Annotated in this window: 10 protein-coding genes; 7 read left to right on the forward strand and 3 right to left on the reverse strand. The window is 57.6% G+C overall.

The window, feature by feature from the left end:
* Window position 1: 1 nt before the first annotated feature.
* Window positions 2-1,888, forward strand: coding sequence for a glutamine--fructose-6-phosphate transaminase (isomerizing) (glmS, locus tag SynPROS91_RS00655; RefSeq protein ID WP_186517521.1), 1,887 nt, complete (start codon window positions 2-4; stop codon window positions 1,886-1,888).
* 184 nt (window positions 1,889-2,072) lie between these two features.
* Here glmS and SynPROS91_RS00660 read toward each other — a convergent pair whose 3' ends face one another.
* Window positions 2,073-3,020: a UDP-glucuronic acid decarboxylase family protein gene (locus SynPROS91_RS00660; RefSeq protein WP_186517523.1), complete on the reverse strand. Its 948-nt coding sequence runs from the start codon at window positions 3,018-3,020 to the stop codon at window positions 2,073-2,075.
* Between the two features lie 161 nt (window positions 3,021-3,181).
* Window positions 3,182-4,621 (reverse strand): mannose-1-phosphate guanylyltransferase/mannose-6-phosphate isomerase, encoded by a 1,440-nt coding sequence (locus tag SynPROS91_RS00665; protein WP_186517524.1) that lies wholly within the window; start codon window positions 4,619-4,621, stop codon window positions 3,182-3,184.
* A gap of 276 nt (window positions 4,622-4,897) precedes the next feature.
* Here SynPROS91_RS00665 and SynPROS91_RS00670 point away from each other — a divergent pair, with 276 nt between their 5' ends.
* Genes SynPROS91_RS00670 through SynPROS91_RS00685 form a run of 4 tightly spaced genes read left to right on the forward strand, consistent with a single transcriptional unit; the run spans window position 4,898 to window position 15,069 of the window.
* Window positions 4,898-6,238 (forward strand): MFS transporter, encoded by a 1,341-nt coding sequence (locus SynPROS91_RS00670; protein ID WP_186517526.1) that lies wholly within the window; start codon window positions 4,898-4,900, stop codon window positions 6,236-6,238.
* A 13-nt stretch (window positions 6,239-6,251) separates the two neighbouring features.
* A complete protein-coding gene (locus SynPROS91_RS00675) occupies window positions 6,252-7,367 on the forward strand; it encodes a hypothetical protein (RefSeq protein WP_186517528.1) in 1,116 nt (371 codons plus the stop codon).
* Window positions 7,367-13,891 (forward strand): thioester reductase domain-containing protein, encoded by a 6,525-nt coding sequence (locus tag SynPROS91_RS00680; protein WP_186517533.1) that lies wholly within the window; start codon window positions 7,367-7,369, stop codon window positions 13,889-13,891. The genes SynPROS91_RS00675 and SynPROS91_RS00680 overlap by 1 nt, the downstream gene beginning before the upstream one ends.
* Window positions 13,892-13,920: 29 nt before the next feature.
* On the forward strand, window positions 13,921-15,069 hold the full coding sequence (locus tag SynPROS91_RS00685; protein ID WP_186517535.1) for a glycosyltransferase family 2 protein: 1,149 nt from the start codon (window positions 13,921-13,923) through the stop codon (window positions 15,067-15,069).
* Here SynPROS91_RS00685 and SynPROS91_RS00690 read toward each other — a convergent pair.
* Window positions 15,066-15,638, reverse strand: a complete 573-nt coding sequence (locus SynPROS91_RS00690) for an SRPBCC family protein (protein WP_186517537.1) — start codon at window positions 15,636-15,638, stop codon at window positions 15,066-15,068. The two genes, SynPROS91_RS00685 and SynPROS91_RS00690, sit on opposite strands and share 4 nt — an antisense overlap.
* Between SynPROS91_RS00690 and SynPROS91_RS00695 the strand changes: the two genes are divergently transcribed.
* The gene (locus SynPROS91_RS00695) at window positions 15,637-16,731 is read left to right on the forward strand and encodes a hypothetical protein (protein WP_186517539.1); all 1,095 of its coding nucleotides are present in this window, start codon (window positions 15,637-15,639) and stop codon (window positions 16,729-16,731) included. The genes SynPROS91_RS00690 and SynPROS91_RS00695 overlap by 2 nt on opposite strands.
* Window positions 16,731-18,122, forward strand: a complete 1,392-nt coding sequence (locus tag SynPROS91_RS00700; RefSeq protein WP_186517541.1) for a cytochrome P450 — start codon at window positions 16,731-16,733, stop codon at window positions 18,120-18,122. The genes SynPROS91_RS00695 and SynPROS91_RS00700 overlap by 1 nt, the downstream gene beginning before the upstream one ends.
* The last annotated feature ends 6 nt before the right edge of the window (window positions 18,123-18,128 follow it).

An 18,128-nucleotide genomic window follows, 5' to 3' on the forward strand; every position in this document is an offset into this window, starting at 1 on the left:
TATGTGCGGCATCGTTGCGGTGATTGGTTCGCGAGACGCGGCACCGCTCCTGTTGGAAGGACTTCGGCAGTTGGAATACCGCGGCTATGACTCCGCGGGCATTGCCACACTTCAGAACACGGAATTGCACTGCATCCGTGCCAAAGGAAAGCTGAAGAACCTCACCTCTCGTGTGGAGGTTGAGGGGGCTCCTGGTCTTTGCGGGATTGGTCATACCCGCTGGGCTACGCACGGAAAGCCTGAGGAGCACAACGCCCACCCCCACCGTGACAGCAGCGGCAGGGTGGCAGTCGTCCAGAACGGGATCATCGAAAACCACCGGGCACTGCGTGAGGAGCTCACGGCTGCGGGTGTGAGCTTCAAGTCGGAAACTGATACCGAGGTGATTCCCCATCTGATTGCAGCTCAGTTGCAGTTGATGGGAGTAGGTGAGGGAGCTGGAAATGGCGAGATTCTTTTAGAAGCAATGCAGGCGGTCTTGCCCAGGCTTCAAGGGGCTTATGCCTTGGCAGTTTTGTGGGCCGATGCTCCCGGTGCTTTGGTCGTGGCACGCAAAGCCGCACCGCTCCTGATTGGCCTCGGTGAGGGTGAGTTCCTGTGTGCCAGTGACACGCCTGCATTGGCGGGATTCACGCGCACGATTCTGCCGATGGAAGACGGCGAGGTGGCGCTGCTGAGTCCACTGGGGATCGAGCTCTATGACGCTGAAGGCGTGCGGCAACAGCGCACCCCAACCATGCTCAATGGTTCGGAACACATTGCCGACAAGCGGCATTTCCGCCACTTCATGTTGAAGGAAATCCACGAGCAGCCCGAAACGGCGCGGCTCTGGGTGGACCGGCATCTGCCGGTGGGGCTGCCTGCCAGTAATCCGGTGGCGCTTCCTTTTGATGAGTCGTTCTACGAAGGGGTGGAGCGTATTCAAATCCTGGCGTGTGGCACCAGCCGCCATGCGGCTTTGGTGGGGGCGTATCTGCTGGAGCAGTTCGCTGGACTCACCACAACGGTGTTTTATGCCAGTGAGTTTCGTTATGCCCCACCACCGCTGGCACCCAACACCCTCACCATTGGGGTGACTCAGTCTGGCGAAACAGCCGACACCCTTGCAGCCCTAACTATGGATGCAAAACGGCGAGAAGATCATGGCCAAGCTGACTTTGCGTCTCGTCAGCTCGGCATCACCAATCGCGCTGAGAGCTCACTGGCGCGGCAAGTTCCCCACATTCTTGATATCGGCGCGGGGATCGAGGTGGGCGTCGCTGCCACCAAAACCTTCCTCGGTCAAATGCTGGCTTTCTACGGGCTGGCGATTGCTTTTGCTGCCAGGCGCGGGCATCGCTCTGAAGCTGAAATCAGCGCCTTGCTGGAAGAACTGCGGGCCTTGCCGGAGCAGTTAGAGCGACTTGTGGAGCATCACGACAAGGGCTCAGAAGCTCTGGCTCCCCGCTTTGCTGACACCCAGGATGTGATTTTCCTAGGGCGTGGGATCAACTATCCGATTGCCCTGGAGGGTGCGCTCAAGCTCAAGGAAATCAGTTATATCCACGCTGAAGGGTATCCAGCTGGAGAAATGAAGCATGGCCCGATCGCCCTGCTTGATGCGCACGTGCCGGTGGTGTCGATTGCGATGCCTGGCCCGGTGTTTGAGAAGGTGTTGAGCAATGCCCAGGAGGCCAAAGCCCGCGATGCGCAAATGATCGGTGTGGCGCCGGAAGGTCCTGACACTGACTTGTTTGATGCGCTCTTGCCCGTGCCGGAAGTGAGCGAATGGGTGAGCCCCCTGCTCACCGTGGTCCCGATGCAGCTGCTCAGTTATCACATCGCTGCCTATCGAGGCTTGGATGTGGACCAACCACGCAATTTGGCCAAGAGCGTGACGGTGGAGTAATTGCTCCAGTGCTGCTTCGGCTACATGACTAGAGAGGATCTATGGCATTGGAGACGAAAGAATCAGTGCTTATCTCCAATTTTGGATGTTGATTGAGGACGCCCGGGACGTCCCTCCCTTTACTTCAGGCATCGATGCATCTCTTGAAAGCCTGGGAATCGGATGGTTTTGGCGAATGAAAGGCTCAGGCTTCAAGCAGCAACGTCTTGAAGTAGTCAACCGTTGGCTCAAGACCTTTCTCTAGCGCCACCGCAGGTGTCCAGCCCAACTCCTTCTGTGCAAGATCAATGACGGGTTGCCGTTGGAGCGGATCATCTTGGGGCAACGGCTTGCAGATCAACTCCAAGTCTGGATTGATTCTTTCCCGCACCAGCTCTGCCAGCTGCCGGATCGTGAATTCCGTTGGGTTGCCGATGTTGATCGGCCCGGTGTGGGTTCCATTCATCAAGCGAATCATCCCCTCGATGAGATCATCCACAAAACAGAAGCTACGGGTCTGACTTCCATCGCCATAGAGCGTGAGCGGCTCTCCCTTAAGAGCTTGAACGATGAAATTGCTTACCACCCGGCCGTCGTCCGGCAACATGCGCGGGCCATAGGTGTTGAAAATTCGCATTACCCGGATCTCCAGGTCATGCATGCGCATGTAATCGAAGCAGAGCGTTTCAGCAATGCGCTTGCCTTCGTCGTAGCAACTTCGGATGCCAATCGTATTAACGCAACCCCGGTAGCTCTCGGGTTGGGGATGCACCTCAGGATCGCCATACACCTCACTAGTGCTGGCCAACAGCAGCCTTGCTCCTACGCGGCGAGCAAGACCGAGCATGTTGTAGGTGCCTATAAAGCTAGTTTTCGATGTTTTTACCGGGTTGAACTGGTAATGCACCGGTGAGGCCGGGCAAGCGAGATGCCAAATCCGGTCCACTTCGAGCTTGATCGGCTCGGTCACGTCATGACGGATCAGCTCAAAGCGGGGATTGCCTATCCAATGCGCAATGTTTTGCTTCCTGCCTGTGAAGTAATTATCCAGGCAGATCACTTCTTCTCCGGCTTCCATCAACCGGTCGCAGAGATGCGATCCCAGAAAGCCAGCACCACCGGTGATCAGATTGCGAGTAATGGGTGATGGCATTAGGTCGTCTGGATTCGAAGAATGATGAGGTGAGGTTGAAACTATTTGGGCTTATTTAAGCCACTTGCTGGAATGAATTGGCACTTCAAAATGATTTATTGATTCAGGTGAGTGAGAGGTTTAGATCTTTTTGGGCAAGGGCGTGATCGGAAGGCTCTGCTCTATTGATCGCTGCGGCCATAGCGGTCTTCAAAACGCACGATGTCGTCTTCTCCCAGGTATTCGCCGCTTTGAACCTCGATCATGACCACGGGGATTCGGCCGGGGTTGCTGAGCCGATGTTTGCAGCCAAGCGGGATGTAGGTGCTCTGGTTTTCGCCGATCAGTTGCTCTTCGCCATCCCGCTCCACGAGGGCTGTTCCATGCACCACAACCCAATGTTCGGCTCTGTGATGGTGCATCTGCAGCGACAGGCTGGAGCCAGGTTTGACGGAGATGTGTTTCACCTGCCAGCGCGTTCCCTCCACGACTCCGGTGTAGGCACCCCAAGGGCGGTAAATCTTGCGATGGGCTTTGCCTTCGGGGCTGCCCTCTGCTTCCAGCTGCTTCACCACCGTTTTCACGTTTTGCGCTTGGCTCCGGTCAGCGATCAGCACGGCATCATCGGTTTCCACAACCACCAGGTTTTCCACGCCAAGACCCACCACCAGCCTGTGCTCACTGCGTAGATAACAGTTTTTGCTGCCTTCGCTGATCACGCGGCCGCGCAAGACATTGCCGTTTTCATCGCGATCAGCGGTGTCCCAGAGGGCGCTCCAGCTGCCTATATCACTCCAGCCGGCAGCAAGGGGAAGCACGGTGCCGAGTTTGGTTTGCTCCATCACCGCCACATCAATTGCCACGTTGGGGCATTTAGCAAAGGCGTCCGGATCCAAGCGCAGAAAATCGAGGTCTGCCATGTCTTGCTCGAGGGCAGCGCGGCAGCAACTCACCACTTCAGGGGCGAGTCGCTCGAGCTCAGCGAGCATGGCGCTGGCCTTGAACAGGAACATGCCGCTGTTCCAGGTGAAGCGCCCACTTGCGAGGAATTGTTCGGCGGTGGCTTGATCGGGCTTCTCCACAAACCGGGCGATCGGTACCGGCGTTAACGCCCCAGGATGGAGAGGTTCGGCGGCTTCGATGTAGCCATAGCCGGTTTCGGGTGCGGTCGGCACGATCCCAAAGGTCACCAGGCGGCCGGCTTCCGCTTCTTTGCGACCAGCAGCAATAGCGGCCTGAAAGTGAGCCCCATCGCGGATCACGTGATCGGCAGCCAAGACGAGCAAGAGGGGGTCATCACCTTGGGCTGTCGCTTGAAGCGCGGCGACGGCCACCGCAGGAGCGGTGTTGCGGCCCATCGGCTCAAGAAGGATTGCGCCTGGCTCCACATCGATCTGGCGCATCTGCTCAGCCACGATGAAGCGGTGGTCCTCGTTGCAGATCAGCAGTGGTTTCCCAAGCGCTTCAATTCCGGTTAATCGCTTCTGGGTTTGTTGGAGCAAGGTGTCATCGCCGCTGCCTCCGAGGGGCCAATACTGCTTGGGATAGCTGGCGCGAGAGAGGGGCCAGAGGCGTGTTCCAGTGCCACCGCAAAGGATCACAGGTAGAAGCGAGGTGATCACTGGAGCGCTGTTATGAATGCCTTTCAGTCTCGCGCAGCCTGGGAGCTGGATTCAAGGGGGAAAATTACGAAGCTAAAGCGGTCCCGAAAGTGCAAGATATGAGAACAACCGCCGACAAACTTATTCTTGCGTATCTTGCATATGCAGAGAGTCGATCTTGTTTCATGCCTCCTACTTGTTTAGTATTAGTTAGATAATCTCCTTGATAAGTAGTTTTAGGATTTCGCAAAAGTTTCAACTTGATTCCAAAGGTGTTGCCAACTTCCTCAGGCCTCAATGACTGAACATCCCCTCCAGGTTCAGGGTCCGAGCGTTTTATTCCGCTACCTCTGGGGTGGGCAGCTGATTTCCAACCTCGGAACACAAACGAGTTTGTATGGAATTGGCCTGTGGCTGTTCTCCCAGTCGGGAGATTTGCTGGATTTCGGACTGGTCGCGGTTGTGGTGCAGCTGGCCCGCTTGCTTGCTCTTCCGTTGTTAATCCAGTACCTAGTCAACTGGCCACCAGGTCGACTGATGCTGGTTTGCCACACCTCAGGCGCTTTGTGTACAGCGCTACTCGCTCTGTTGCTCTTGGGTCGATCGGCTGTCACGCTCCCTCCCCTCGCGTGGATTCTTGCGGTGCAGGGAGTAGCGGCTGTTGGAGAAGGCATTTTGGTGGTGCGGCTATCCAGCTTGATCCCGTTGCTGATTGCGGAAGAAGAGCGACTGCAACGGGCCAATGGCCTGTTCGCCACTGTGGATGGGCTTGTGATCACCGTTGCACCTTTCCTTGGCTCTTGGCTGGTGGCGGTTTGGGGTTTGGCAGGAGTATTGGCGCTGGATGGCATCACTTTTGTGTTGGCGCTGCTAGCCGTTGTGATTGCGCCTTGGCAGAGGCAGATCCAACACTTGCAGCAAGCGGTCGTTTCAGAGCGAACACCGTGGGCGCCTAGAAGCACCATTCGGCGTGGCATGCAGCTTTGGCAGCGTTCGTGGTCGGCTCGCTCCGCTCTTCTCCTGACGGGGATAGCGGCATTCGTTTATGCCGGTTTGGAGGTGTTGTTTCCGGCCTGGGTGTCCTTGGCCTATCCCCCGGAGCGGATGGGGGCGGTGTTGTTGGTTGGTGCGTGTGGTTACTTGATGGGGTTTGCTGCTTGGCGCTGGAGGCTGGGTCGTTGTTGGCGCTCAGCCTTGTTGGTGGCGCTGTTGATTCAAGCCTTAATTTTGATGGGCTCCGGTTTGCAGGCGTTTGCTGATCGCGATCGAGTCTGGATGGGGGCTGTGCTGGTGTTCAGCTGCGGTTTGCCAGTGGTGATGGCAGCGCTTCATCAGGCCTGGGTGGAACTCGCACCTCGCGAGGCTTTGCCCCGTTATTTCGCGCTTCGCTATGGCTGCGAGTGGAGTACTCGTTTGGTGGCGTTTTTGGCGGTTCCTTTGTTGATTGATCGCTTGCTACGTCCAGCGATGAGCTGGTCGATTTGGCCTTTCTGGTTGATGGATGCTCTTGGTAAAGGGCCAGGACGGGAGATGGCCATCGCGATGGGGGGGTTGGGCTGGTTGATCGTGATAGCAATTTGGATCAGAAGTTACTTGTTAAGAGATCGACTTAGGTCGACTTTGGCCATGAGATCCTGAGTCAATGAGGGTTTTGATTTTCACCTCTAGTGGTGGTACAGCTCACGATGCTGCGGCTTATGCCCTCGAGGCCTGGCTGCGCCGCTGGGATCCAAATGGAGAAGTTTTGGTGGAACATATTCTCGAAAAGGCAAGTTGGTTCACCCGCGGCGGTGTTGCTCTTTACAACTGGATTCAACGCCATGGCCCCTGGATGCATCAGATCTATTGGCGTTTGGTGGAGTTTGAGGATGTGACCAAGCCTGGAACTTTGCTCGCGGGTCGTTCCTATGTGATTCGGATTTTGCGGCGTTTCCAGCCTGATCTGCTGATATCCACCCATCCCCATATCAATCGAGGTCATTTTGATTTGGCTCGGCGTGTTTGTCCCGAGATGCGTTGCATCACCTGTTGCACAGAGCTTGATGGTGGTTTCGGATTCAGTCGTAATTGGTTTTCAAAGAGGGCTGAGGCTTTCTGGACGTTGACCCCTGAGGTGAGCTCTTATGCGCGCCGGCAGGGCTATCGAACGGTCCCAGCTCCGGCCTTCGGCCCCTTGTTTGATCCAGCCTTTGATGAGGAGCTCTTCCGGCCCGAGAAAGCTGCTACAGCTGATCAGTTGCCGTTATTGGTGCTGGGGGCCGGTGCCAACGGTGCAAACAACCACGTGCGCTTGCTTGAGATGTTGCTGCCCCTGGCTGGCAGGGTGCGTGTGGTTGCGTTGTGCGGTCGCCGTCAGGCTGCTTTGCATCAGCTGCGGCAGTGGGCTGAGCAGCACCCTCAGTTGTCCTTCAAGCCATTGGGTTTTCAAGGGCCTGCTGAGATGGCAAGCCTTTACAAGCAATCCTGGGCGATGGTGGCGAGACCAGGAGCGCGCACGGCCACGGAAGCCTTGGCAGCAGGCTGTGTGCTGATTTTCAACGGCTTCGGTACGACCATGCCACAAGAGCTCTTGGCCCGTCGTTACTTCAAGGCGCGTCAGATTGATTGCTGCATTCGCAAGCCTCAGGATTTATTGAATTTGTGTCGCGGCTGGTTGGATCAACCAGAGCACTATCAGAAACTCAAAGAGCGGGTTTCGAATCATCGGCTTATTGCTGATCAGGAGGCGATTCGTTCGCTCCTGTTTGATGGATATTCGTTTGACTGATGGCATTGGATCCTTCAGGCACAATCAATAAACAGGAGCCCATTGCCGTTTTAGGTATGGGCTGCCGTTTGCCTGGTGGGGTCGAGAGCCCTGAACAGTTTTGGCAACTGCTGGCTGAAGGAAGTGAGGCGATCGGCGAGATTCCCTCAGATCGCTGGGATCTTCAGCGTCACCATGATCCCGATCCGCGCAGGCCGTTGCACCAGCATGTCCGCCGAGCTGGATTGGTGGACGGGATCGACCAGTTCGATCCAGCCTTGTTTGGCATAAGCGGCAGGGAAGCCCAGTGCATGGACCCTCAGCAACGCCTGTTGCTTGAAGTGTGCTGGAGGGCGATGGAGGCGGGTGCCCAGCCCCTGGAGCAGTTGCGTGGACGCTCAGTGGGAGTGTTCATGGGCATTTCCAGCGCTGATTACAGCGCATTGCTCTGGGCTTCGGAAAATCAATACCTCACACCTGATAACGAACCCTTCATCCTCACCGGCAACACCGGTTGCATTGCTGCCAACAGAATTTCCTACGCCTTTGATCTCAAAGGGCCCAGCTTCACCGTGGATACGGCTTGTTCCTCGTCTCTGGTGGCTTTGCACTTGGCTTGCGAGAGCTTGAGGCGCGGTGAGTCAGAGCTTGCTCTTGCTGGAGGTGTGCAGGCCTTAATCCATCCCGGCATACAGATGAGCTTCTGTAAGGCGGGGTTGCTGTCGCCATCAGGGCACTGCCGCAGCTTTGATGCTGAGGCGGATGGCTATGTGCGTTCCGAAGGCGCCGGTGCTGTACTCCTTAAGCCGTTGCGGGCTGCCCTGCGCGACGGTGATCCGATTGAAGCGGTGATCCGTGGCACCGCGGTGAATTCCGATGGCCGCAGTCAAGGCTTGGCTGCACCCAACAAAAAAGCTCAGATCGCGTGTGTGCAAGCCGCCTATGCCTCTGCTGGGCTGTCTCCTTCGGCAGCGCAATTCGTAGAAGCCCATGGCACAGGGACTCGCCAGGGGGATCCGATTGAACTCAGAGCCCTTGGCTCGGTGCTTGGGCAGGGGCGGCCAAGCACCGAGCCCTGCTTGCTTGGCTCGGTGAAAACCAATGTGGGGCATTCGGAAACGGCTGCAGGCATTACGGGTTTCATCAAAGCCGTGTTGTCTCTCAGGGAGCGAATGGTCCCTGAGAGCCTGCATTATTCGCAGCCCAATCCCAGCGTGGATTTGCCTGGGCTTGGATTGAAGGTTTCAACGACGCTGCAGCCTTTTCCCAAGCCTGAGCAGGAGCTGGTGGTCAGTGTCAGCTCTTTTGGATTCGGTGGTACTAATTCTCACGCTGTGCTTAGTAGTGCTCCTCTTGAGCTTTCTCAGCCCTCTTCTACATCGTTACTAGGGCATTCATTTCACCTGCTCTGGTTGAGCGCACGCAACGAGGAAGCACTTGACGTGCTTCGCGCGCAAATAGCGGATTGGCTCGAGGCTCAAGCAGCGTTCAGTTTGGAGGATCTTTGCGCCAGCATCCATGTGGGACGCTCCCAATTCCCCCATGCGCTGGCGTTGATTGCGAGTAGTGGTGAGGACCTGGTACGCCAGCTGCGAGGGCAAGAGCCTGCCGCTTGGACCGGTGTTGTTCCCTCGCGTGGATCTGAGGTTTTGCCAGAAACGTTGAAAGATCTGCAACAACAGACATTGTCTGAGGGCCCCGTGGGGGTTGAGCAGCTCCAGAAGCTTGTTCAAGCCTTGGCTCAAGGAGCCCAGATGGATTGGCGCGAATGGCATCAAGGTGCCTCCTGGCGTCAGCTCCGGCCGCCAGGTCATCCATTTCTGCGCTCACGCTTTTGGTGGACGCCACGGGACCAGGATCTGGAACAAGGCAAAGCCAGCCTTTGGCTTGATCACATCGGTGTTGGCAGCAGTGTCACAACGGAACAGCCAGGGATGGCTTTTCAGAAGTTGGACCTTCCAGGAGCGTTAGAGCACTGGCAGACCGTGTTGGATCCAGCTAACGCTCGCGACTTGCAAGATCATGCGCTTTGCGGATATCCCCTGTTCGCGGCAGCGGGCTATCTTGCCCTTGTCTTGGATTGGTTGAGCGACCAACAACAGCCACTTGAGTGTGCTGATCTCAATCTCGATCGTCCGCTGTGGCTCAACGCTGGATCAGTGCAGCTACAGGCTGTGCGCGACGGTGATGACTTCAGCTTCCATGCCCGCACTCCCCAGGCTGAAGACGCCGGCAGCTGGCAGCTTCATGGGCAGCTCCTATTGAGCAGAGCTGCGGAACAAGCCATTCAGCCCTTGCAGGCTTTGGAGTTTGACCATGGTGCTGACCTTGATGTCGCCGATTTTTATAGCTCCTTAAAGAATTTTGGGCTGGATTACGGCAGCTGCTATCGGCCGCTTGCTGCTTTGCAAGCCAACGCCACGGGCGCCGAAGCACTGCTGCATCGTCCTGATGCTGCACCTGATCGCAGCCTGATCGATGGATGTTTTCAACTGGTGGCTGCGGTTCTTGCGCAAACGCACTCCGATGGCCAATTGCTACTCCCTGTGGGAGTGGAACAGATGCAGATGTTGCGCTGGCCTTTGCCCGACCAGCTGCGATGCCGTTTACAGCTTCGTCCAGAAGATTTGCACAACGCAGCTGAGAGCAGTCGCGCGCATGTGACCGCTGACTTGGACCTTCTTGATCAATCTGGGGTTTTGCTCGGTGGGATCCGTGGTTTGCAGTTGAGGCGTTTGACGCGAACTCTGCTGGAGTTAATGCTCCCTGAGGACTCCTCTCGACCTGCCGGGGAACTGCTGGAGACCATTTGGCAACCTCTTGCGGCGCATGCACTGAGCGATTGGAGCCCAGGAGCTGCCGAGCCAATCACCCTGATCGCGTTGGGGGCATTGCCAGATGCCGTCTGGGAGTGGTGCCAGCAGCAGGCGATCGTGCCTTTGGAACTGGATGCTCAGGAGGATCCAAAATCCGTAACTTCAGCGCTGGTGCAACAGCTGCAGGCGCTTCCCCTCAGCCAGCCGCGTCAAGTGTTGTTGTGGATGCCGGCTTTCGCCACACCTGCTGCTGGGTCAGTCCAGGCGGCAGTGCGCTCCCTGGCCCAGGACTGTTCTGCTTGGCGTTGCAGCACGATTACAGCCTCAGCCACTGCGCTGGCTGGAGGTCTCTCATCAGCGCAGTGGCAACGTCTCTTGGCTGCCACCGCCGGTGATGCTGAGCTCCGCTGGTGCGGTTCCGATTGCATTGAAACCCGCTGTTTTCAGCCGATTGATCAAGATCGGTTTCGCATGCTGTCCGATGGAAGTGGTCGACTTGAAGGGCTGGTCAAGGCGCCTTTGCCACTAGCGCGCCTTCAGCCAGGAGAGTTGGAGTTGGCGGTGGAGGCCACGGGCCTGAACTTTCGCGATGTCCTGAATGCTTTGGGGCTTCTGCACAGCCACAACCAATCCCTTGGGCTTAGGGCCAATGCTCAATTGCCATTCGGCGGGGAGGCCGTGGGGCGTGTGGTCGCTGTTGGCCCTGGCGTGGATTCCTCATTGGTGGGCCAGCGGATGCTTGCGGCTCTCACCCTGGGAAGCCTGGCAAGCCATGTGAGTTGTAGGGCAGCCCTCTGTGTGCGTTGGCCAGAAGAGTTGGATCCTGTGGTAGGGGCAAGCCTTTCAACGGCCTATCTCACGGCAGAGCATGGCCTGGAGCAGTTGGCGCAGCTTCAGGCTGGAGAAACAGTTTTGATTCATGCAGCTGCCGGTGGAGTAGGGCAGGCGGCTGTGCAGGTGGCCTTGCGATGCGGTGCTCGCATCCTGGCCACCGCCAGTGCAGCCAAACAGGCTGGATTGTTGCAGCAAGGTGTGGAGGTGGTCTTTGATTCCCGCTCCACTGCTTTCGCTGATCAGGTTCTCAAGCACACCGAAGGCCGTGGTGTTGATGTTGTCCTGAATAGCCTTAAAGGTGAGTGGGTGGATGCCAGCTTTCAGGCGCTCGCTTCAGGCGGACGCTTTGTAGAGCTTGGCAAGCTGGAAATCTGGAGCGATCAGCAGGTACGCGAGAAACGGCCTGATGTCGGCTATTTCCGCTTTGATCTGCTGGAAGTGGCAGCGCGCGATCCACACCCCTTAAGGCAGCGATTGCTGCGGTTGGTGGCGGCGTCTCAAGACAAAACTTTGCCTGCTTTGCCGGTATCAGCCTTTGCTTTGGATCAGTGCAAGGACGCCTTCCGACGGATGGCGCAGGGAAAGCATGTGGGCAAGTTGGTGATCACCCTGCCAAGCCAAGCCCCGCCTTGTGCCATCCGTATGGACGGCACTTATCTGGTGGTGGGTGCTTTTGGAGGGATTGGCCAACTTCTGCAGTCTTGGTTGGTGGATCGGGGTGCGCGCTCGTTGTTGTTGCTGGGGAGAAGTGTGCCCGTACCAGGGACAGAAACGGCCGAGTGTTTGGACAGCCTCCGCTCTCAAGGTGTGCAGGTTGAGGCGCTCCGATGGGACGATCTCCCTCAAGCACTCGCTGGATTACCTCAGGACCTACCACTGCGCGGTGTCTTTCATGCTGCTGGAGCCCTGCAAGATCAGCGCGTCGGTGAGATTGAACTCACCAGTATTAATAAGGTGTTTGAGGCGAAGTTGGGTCCCCAGCAGCAGCTTGACAAGCTGCAAAGGCTGCAGCCAGCTGCGTTTCAAAACCTCGATTTTCAGGTGATGTTCTCGTCAATCGCCGCGGCACTGGGTTCGCCGGGCCAGTTTGTCTATGGCGCTGCCAATGGGGCTGTTGAATCCACCTGCATCAACGCGGACTCTGATGGCGCAGTTCAGCTGGCGATTCAGTGGGGGCCTTGGGCTGGTGCTGGCATGGCTGAAGGGTTGGAGCGGCGCTTTGAGTCCGTAGGACTGCATCTCTTGGCGGAAGACGAAGCGTTGTCGGCTCTGGAGTCATTGCTGCAGCGAGGCCGTAGCGGAGTGGTGACCGTGATGGCGGCCGATTGGCCGCGGCTCGTCAGTCAGGCCTTGCCCCGACAGGCGGCCTGGTTCCGATCCCTGATTAATGAAGTAGGGGGCCGCTCAGAAGCCCAGGTGCGCGCTCAGTTGGAGGCCTTGTCAGTGGACCAGCGCAGGCCATGGATGTTGTCGACGCTCCAAGACATCCTGGCTGGAGTGATGGAAGAACCGGAAGCTCAGCTCGATTCCCGTACCAGCCTTTTTGATTTAGGGCTCGATTCGTTGATGGCAGCCGAGTTTGCTGCCGAAGTCCAGCAGGCGTTGGGATGGCGCCTAGATCTGGCTGCCCTTAGCGACGCCCCTTGCTTGGATGATCTGGCGAGCATGGCTCTCGAGCGATTGTTGCCAGACGGATCTGCAGCGGCACGGGAGGGATTGGACCTTGATCAAGAGGCGCAGCTAGAAGCCAGTTGGTCAGTGCCGGAGAGCCCACCCGTTGAGGCGCCTGGAGAACGAGTTCTGCTCACTGGCGCGAGTGGCTTCCTAGGCGCCTATCTCCTGGCAGGGCAGCTGGAGCGTTGGCCGGAGCTGCGGGTGCGTTGTCTCGTGCGAGCTTCCTCCTTGCATCAAGGATCGGAAAAGTTGGAGCGGAATCTTCGTCGTTACGGTCTGTGGAATCCGGACTGGTCGGAGCGGTTGGAGGTGGTGCTTGGAGACCTTTCCCAGCCGAAGCTGGGACTCGACCCCGATCAATTTGCGGCTCTCGGCCAGGGGGTGGGAGGCATTCTTCACAACGGTGCCCAGCTCAGCCAGATGGCCAGCTATGCCCAACTCGCTGCTGCCAATGTTGGCGGTACTCGAGAGCTGCTCCACCTAGCAACGGCCGCTTCGCCACTCCGCTTTGAGTTGATTTCAAGCGTTGCTGTCTTTGAGGCTGATGCTTATCGCGATCAGGTGATCGCTGAAGATGATGCGCTGGCCGACTGGCAGGGCATCCAACTCGGTTATTCCCAAACCAAATGGGTCACGGATCGCATGGTGGCGCGAGCAGGGGAGGCCGGACTTCCCGTCACGGTGTATCGCCCACCGCTGATTGCCGGCCCCTCCAACGGACGTTTCTGGCATGAGGGCGATCTTTTGCAGCGCTTGTTGCAGGGAAGTTTGGCCCTAGGGGCATCCCCGGATCTGGCCTGGGAGCTCGATGTGGTTCCTGTGGATTACGTCGCAGATGCAGTGTCTGCGCTGGCCTGGTGTGAACCTGCCAAGGGGCGTTGTTTTCACTTGCAGCACCCTGAGCCGTTGATGCTCACCACGCTTTTGAGCCAGATCACCGATGCTCAAGGTGGTTGGAGGATCTTGCCGATGCAGGAATGGATCGAGGCGATCGAAGCAAGCTTGGCTAATCCTCTGCAGCCCCTGCTGCCTTTCCTGCGGCAACGCTGGGGAGAGGACGGCCTAACGTATCCGGAGCGCAACTGCAAGGGACAGCGGGCTCGACCTGGTTGTAGTTACACCACTCAGCTGTTGGCTGAACAGGGGGTCCGCTGCCCTGATTGGGACCAATTAATTAGTCCTTGGGCATCGGCGCTGCTTCAGCAGAAGTCTTCGGTTTGAGCTTGCCTGCACCAGCGCTGCTCCTTGGGATGCTCTTTCTGCAGATTGTGCTGGTAGGGCTGTTTGCTTATCAACTGCGCAAGTTGCGCAGTTGCAGCACACCGTTTGCAGCGGAGCCCGAGGAGGGATGGTTGCCCTTGGAGGTGGTGCTGTGCCTGAGGGGGGCAGATAGTTGCTTGCCGCGACTGCTGCGATCTCTGGCCGGTCAGACCTACCCAGGCCCTTGGCGGCTTCAGGTGGTGGTGGACAGTGATGCTGATCCGGCGTGGCCGTTACTCCAGCCTTGGCTGAATCGCTCAGATACTGCTTGGTCCGAGTTGCACTGCCGGACCCTTCAGCAACGTCCGAGCCAGGGCTCGCTCAAATGTGCAGCACTACGTCAGGCTTTTTCTGATCTTCACTCCGAGAGTGCTCTGGTGGTGCTGCTCGATGCTGATATTCGCTTCGCTGAAGATGGCCTGGAACGTTGTGCCCGAGCTTGCTTGAAGCCAGGGATCGGGGCGATTTCTGGCAACCGCTGGTTTGCTCCTCTCTCTCCAGGATTATCGGCATTGAATTTGAGCAGTTGGACGCGCGCGGTGTGGAATGCCGGCGCCGTGGTGTTGATGACCCTGTGGAAGATCCCTTGGGGCGGCACTCTTTGCGTTCGCCGCTCGGTGGTGGAAGCCGGCGATTGGCTTGAACTGCTTCGCCGCGGATTGTGCGAAGACACCGGCCTGTTGGGTCCGTTGCGAAGGCTGGGTTTGGACTATCGGTTTGAACCGAATTTGATCATGGTGGATCCTGATCCTGCCCAGCCCTTGCTCCCGCTAAGCCGCTGGATCACCCGTCAGCTGCTCACCGCTCGATTGCATCATCCGGCTTGGGGCTTGGTGGCACTGCATGGTGTTAGCAGTGCTGCACTGCTCTTGCTTGCGCTGTTGCAGGGAGATTGGGCCGCGGCGTTGATCTATGAGCTGGGTTGTGTGGGACTGCTTTGCTGGATTGAACGATTGATGCAGCCTCAAGGAAGCCCCCATTGGCTGGGCTGGGCTGTGGGCCTTGTGCCGGGGCAGCTCGTGGATGGGGCGGCAACCTTGGCGGCTCTGCTTGTGCGCCTGATCTCTTGGCGAGGTGTTGATTACCTGGTCCGCTTCCACCCCTCTCGGGTCACGATCCTGCGAGATAGAGGGATTTAGGGCTTCTCCATCAGCGCACTCAGCCGCAGCATCGAATCCCGCAAGCTGGTGCGTGTCAGCTGGGCAAACAGAGGTTGCATCAGGCCTGGCAATTCAGGAACCAAGGTGATGGTGTGGCGCAGACGCGTCCCCGTTTGTGTTGGCGTTAACGACCAGCTTCCGCTGAGGGCACTGATCAAATCACCCTTGATCATGCGGAAGTGAATGGCTGTCTTGGGCGTTTCCGTTACAGCAAGTTCAGCGCTGATTGTTAACCCGAAGGTGTAGGGAGCCTGATAAGCCTGGCGTAGCCGCAGGCTGTTCCCCTGCCGGCTGAGGAGTTGCACCTTGGAGATGTCAGGCATTGCTTCCCCTATGGCCACGTAATCGGTGAGCACCTCCCAGGCGCGCTGGGGCGGCACTGGCACGGTCATTGATGCAGTGCGGGTGTTCCCCTGCTGCTCCACCAGCACGTTCAGCTTGGTTTGCGCTTGTGCCGCAGGTAAAGCTGCTGCGCTGATGATCGCCAACGGCATGAGTAAGGCAGAACCTTTAAGGGCCCAGGGAGAAAGGCGAGAATGAGAGAACATGGCCGCGCTACTGGTGCACTCCAATCCATTCTGCCGGCGCCGCACCTATTTCATCAGCGGTTTTGATCCAAGAGGTGTGGCTCACTACCAGGGCTTGTTTAAGCGGGCCTTGAAACAACGGGGTTGGCGTTTAGGGCGGCGTTTACCAGGTGAGCAAATCACGCTTTGGCCTTTGGAGAAGCAAGGCACTGAGCTCGCATTCCTGCATTGGGATGATGTGGCACGGGCCCACTGGCCCAAGCATCCCTTTTCACTGCTGGGTCAACTGCTCCCGTATGGATGGGACTACCTGTTTAGAGGGCGCTTATGGGCTGCTGCCAGGTTGTGTAGAGGGGTTGCCTTATGCGGCTTGTATCCCCTAGTTGTGCTCGCGATCGTGTTTTTGTTGGCGGCTGCAGCCGCTTGGCTTGGCTTGCAGGTAGGGCCGCCCATAGGGCCCATCATTGCGACATTTTTAGCAGCGATGGTGGTTTGGCGAGGCTGGCTATTGGCTGACCAGCTCGGGGTTGTCTGGCTGAGTCGCTCGATCTTGTTCACGTATCGGCTCGGCGAAGCTCGCGATCAAAGCCTGCGTTTGCGGGTTCAGATGTTGGCGCAATCCCTTTTGGATCTGGAACGAAACTCGCCTGCAAACGAAATCCTGATTGTGGGTCACAGCTCTGGTTCATTCGTTTTGGCAATGTTGGCGGCGGAGCTACGCCGACGGCCTGAGGCTGAAACCGTTTTGCAAAAAATGAGCTTGCTTAGCCTTGGACAAAATCTTGCCAATCTGGCCTTGTATCCACGTGCTGATGCCTTCCGTCAAGATCTGAGGGAGCTGGCTAAGCCCCCTCGTTTGCCCTGGCTTGATGTGACATCCGCAGATGATCTGCTGTGCTTTGCCGGTGTGAATCCCTACGAGGTCTGCGGAATGCCGTTGCCAGAGCAGGGCAACTATCCACGCCAGCAACTGTTGGATCTAAGAAAAACGAGGGGTTTGAGACGTCGCCGCCAGTGGCTCAGTGTGCTGTTCGAGCTTCATTTTGTTTACCTCTGCGATCCGTCAAGCGGAATTGATCTCTGTGGCTTGATCGCTGGGGAGGGTCACTGTTAATGGCGATCACACCTCCCTGGCCGAAACCGCTGCCTTACACCGCAAACCTGTTTCGGCGCCTTGCCCGTGGTTGGACCAGCTGGTTCGGTTTGCTCAATGAATGGGACTTCCGCATCGCCTTGGGGGAACTCAACCTCCTGGGACTGCGCGTTTTTTTGGTGAACGACCGAGCCCTCGTGCGGCGTGTGTTGATTGAGGAGGTAGAGAATTTCCCAAAGCATCCCTACACCCTCTGGATTCTCGAGCCGCTCATCGGTCGAGCCATTTTCTCGGTGAACGGTGAGGAATGGGCCCGTCAACGGCGTCTCATTGATCAAGCCTTTCAGGCAGCCCAGTTGGAGCGGGTCTATCCAGCGATGGCTGCTGCCACCGATGCGATGTTGGAGCGGTTGGACCAGGAGTTGGCGCAACAGCCAGATGCCATGCGGGGGGCTGTGGTCGACATCGAAGCAGCGATGACTTGGGTGACAGCGGATGTAATCGTGCGCACGATTCTGAGCCGGCCTTTACAGGCAGATGAAGCAAGAGAGGTGGTGGAGGCCTTTGGGCGCTATCAACGCCGGGCGGCTCGTGCTTTGGTGATGCGTTTCTTGCATCTCCCTCGGCGCTGGGTGCAGCGTTCTCTACAGCGTGATGCGGGTGTGATTCGCCGTTGGATTAAAGGGGTGATTGAGGAGCGGTTGGCGGCGCCGGACGCAGGTGGAGACGATTTGCTCGCTTATCTCATGGCAGCGCATGATCCAGTGAGCGGCACCAGTTTCAGCGCGGAGGAGCTGGTTGATCAGGTTTGTTTTCTGTTCTTGGCCGGGCATGAAACCTCTGCTAGCGCCTTGAGCAGTGCCTGTTGGTTATTGGCTCTCGACCCTTCTTGCCAGCAGCGGTTTTGGGCTGAAGTGGACGGGGTCGTAGAAGAGGGCGGCTTGGCTCCGGAGCGCTTGCGAAAGCTTGATTACGGTGCCGCTGTGTTTCAAGAAACCCTGCGCCTCTATCCGCCAGTGAGTTTTTTTATTCGCGAAAGGCAAAGCACCGAAACCACGTTGCAGGCGAGTCGTTGCCCTGTGGGTTCATTGCTGACCTTCTCGCCATGGGTGATTCACCGCCATGAGGATCACTGGCCGGAGCCCAATCAGTTTCGCCCTGAACGTTTTTTGCTCGATGGCTCCACCCCAGAAGAACGCCGTCTGTCTCGAGAGGCTTGGTTGCCCTATGGCTTGGGGCCGCGCAAGTGTCCTGGGGCTGCCTTTGCCCAGCAGGAGGCTTTATTGGTGCTCGCGGAATTGATTGGGGAGTACCAGCTTTTACCTGCAAACGAGGACATCGGCCCGGAATGGGTGGGTCGCCTTACGTTGCGTAGCGCCAATGGCGTGCTGTTGCGGCTTGTCCCGCGTTGATGACGA

Origin of the sequence: Synechococcus sp. PROS-9-1 (genome assembly GCF_014279775.1) — a bacterium.
Classification (GTDB): Bacteria; Cyanobacteriota; Cyanobacteriia; order PCC-6307; family Cyanobiaceae; genus Synechococcus_C.

Coding starts and splice junctions, on each gene's coding strand:
- SynPROS91_RS00700 (WP_186517541.1), top strand. CDS start 16,731: ATGGCGATCACACCTCCCTGGCCGAAACCGCTGCCTTACACCGCAAAC.
- SynPROS91_RS00690 (WP_186517537.1), bottom strand. CDS start 15,638: ATGTTCTCTCATTCTCGCCTTTCTCCCTGGGCCCTTAAAGGTTCTGCC.
- SynPROS91_RS00695 (WP_186517539.1), top strand. CDS start 15,637: ATGGCCGCGCTACTGGTGCACTCCAATCCATTCTGCCGGCGCCGCACC.
- SynPROS91_RS00670 (WP_186517526.1), top strand. CDS start 4,898: ATGACTGAACATCCCCTCCAGGTTCAGGGTCCGAGCGTTTTATTCCGC.
- SynPROS91_RS00685 (WP_186517535.1), top strand. CDS start 13,921: ATGCTCTTTCTGCAGATTGTGCTGGTAGGGCTGTTTGCTTATCAACTG.
- SynPROS91_RS00660 (WP_186517523.1), bottom strand. CDS start 3,020: ATGCCATCACCCATTACTCGCAATCTGATCACCGGTGGTGCTGGCTTT.
- glmS (WP_186517521.1), top strand. CDS start 2: ATGTGCGGCATCGTTGCGGTGATTGGTTCGCGAGACGCGGCACCGCTC.
- SynPROS91_RS00680 (WP_186517533.1), top strand. CDS start 7,367: ATGGCATTGGATCCTTCAGGCACAATCAATAAACAGGAGCCCATTGCC.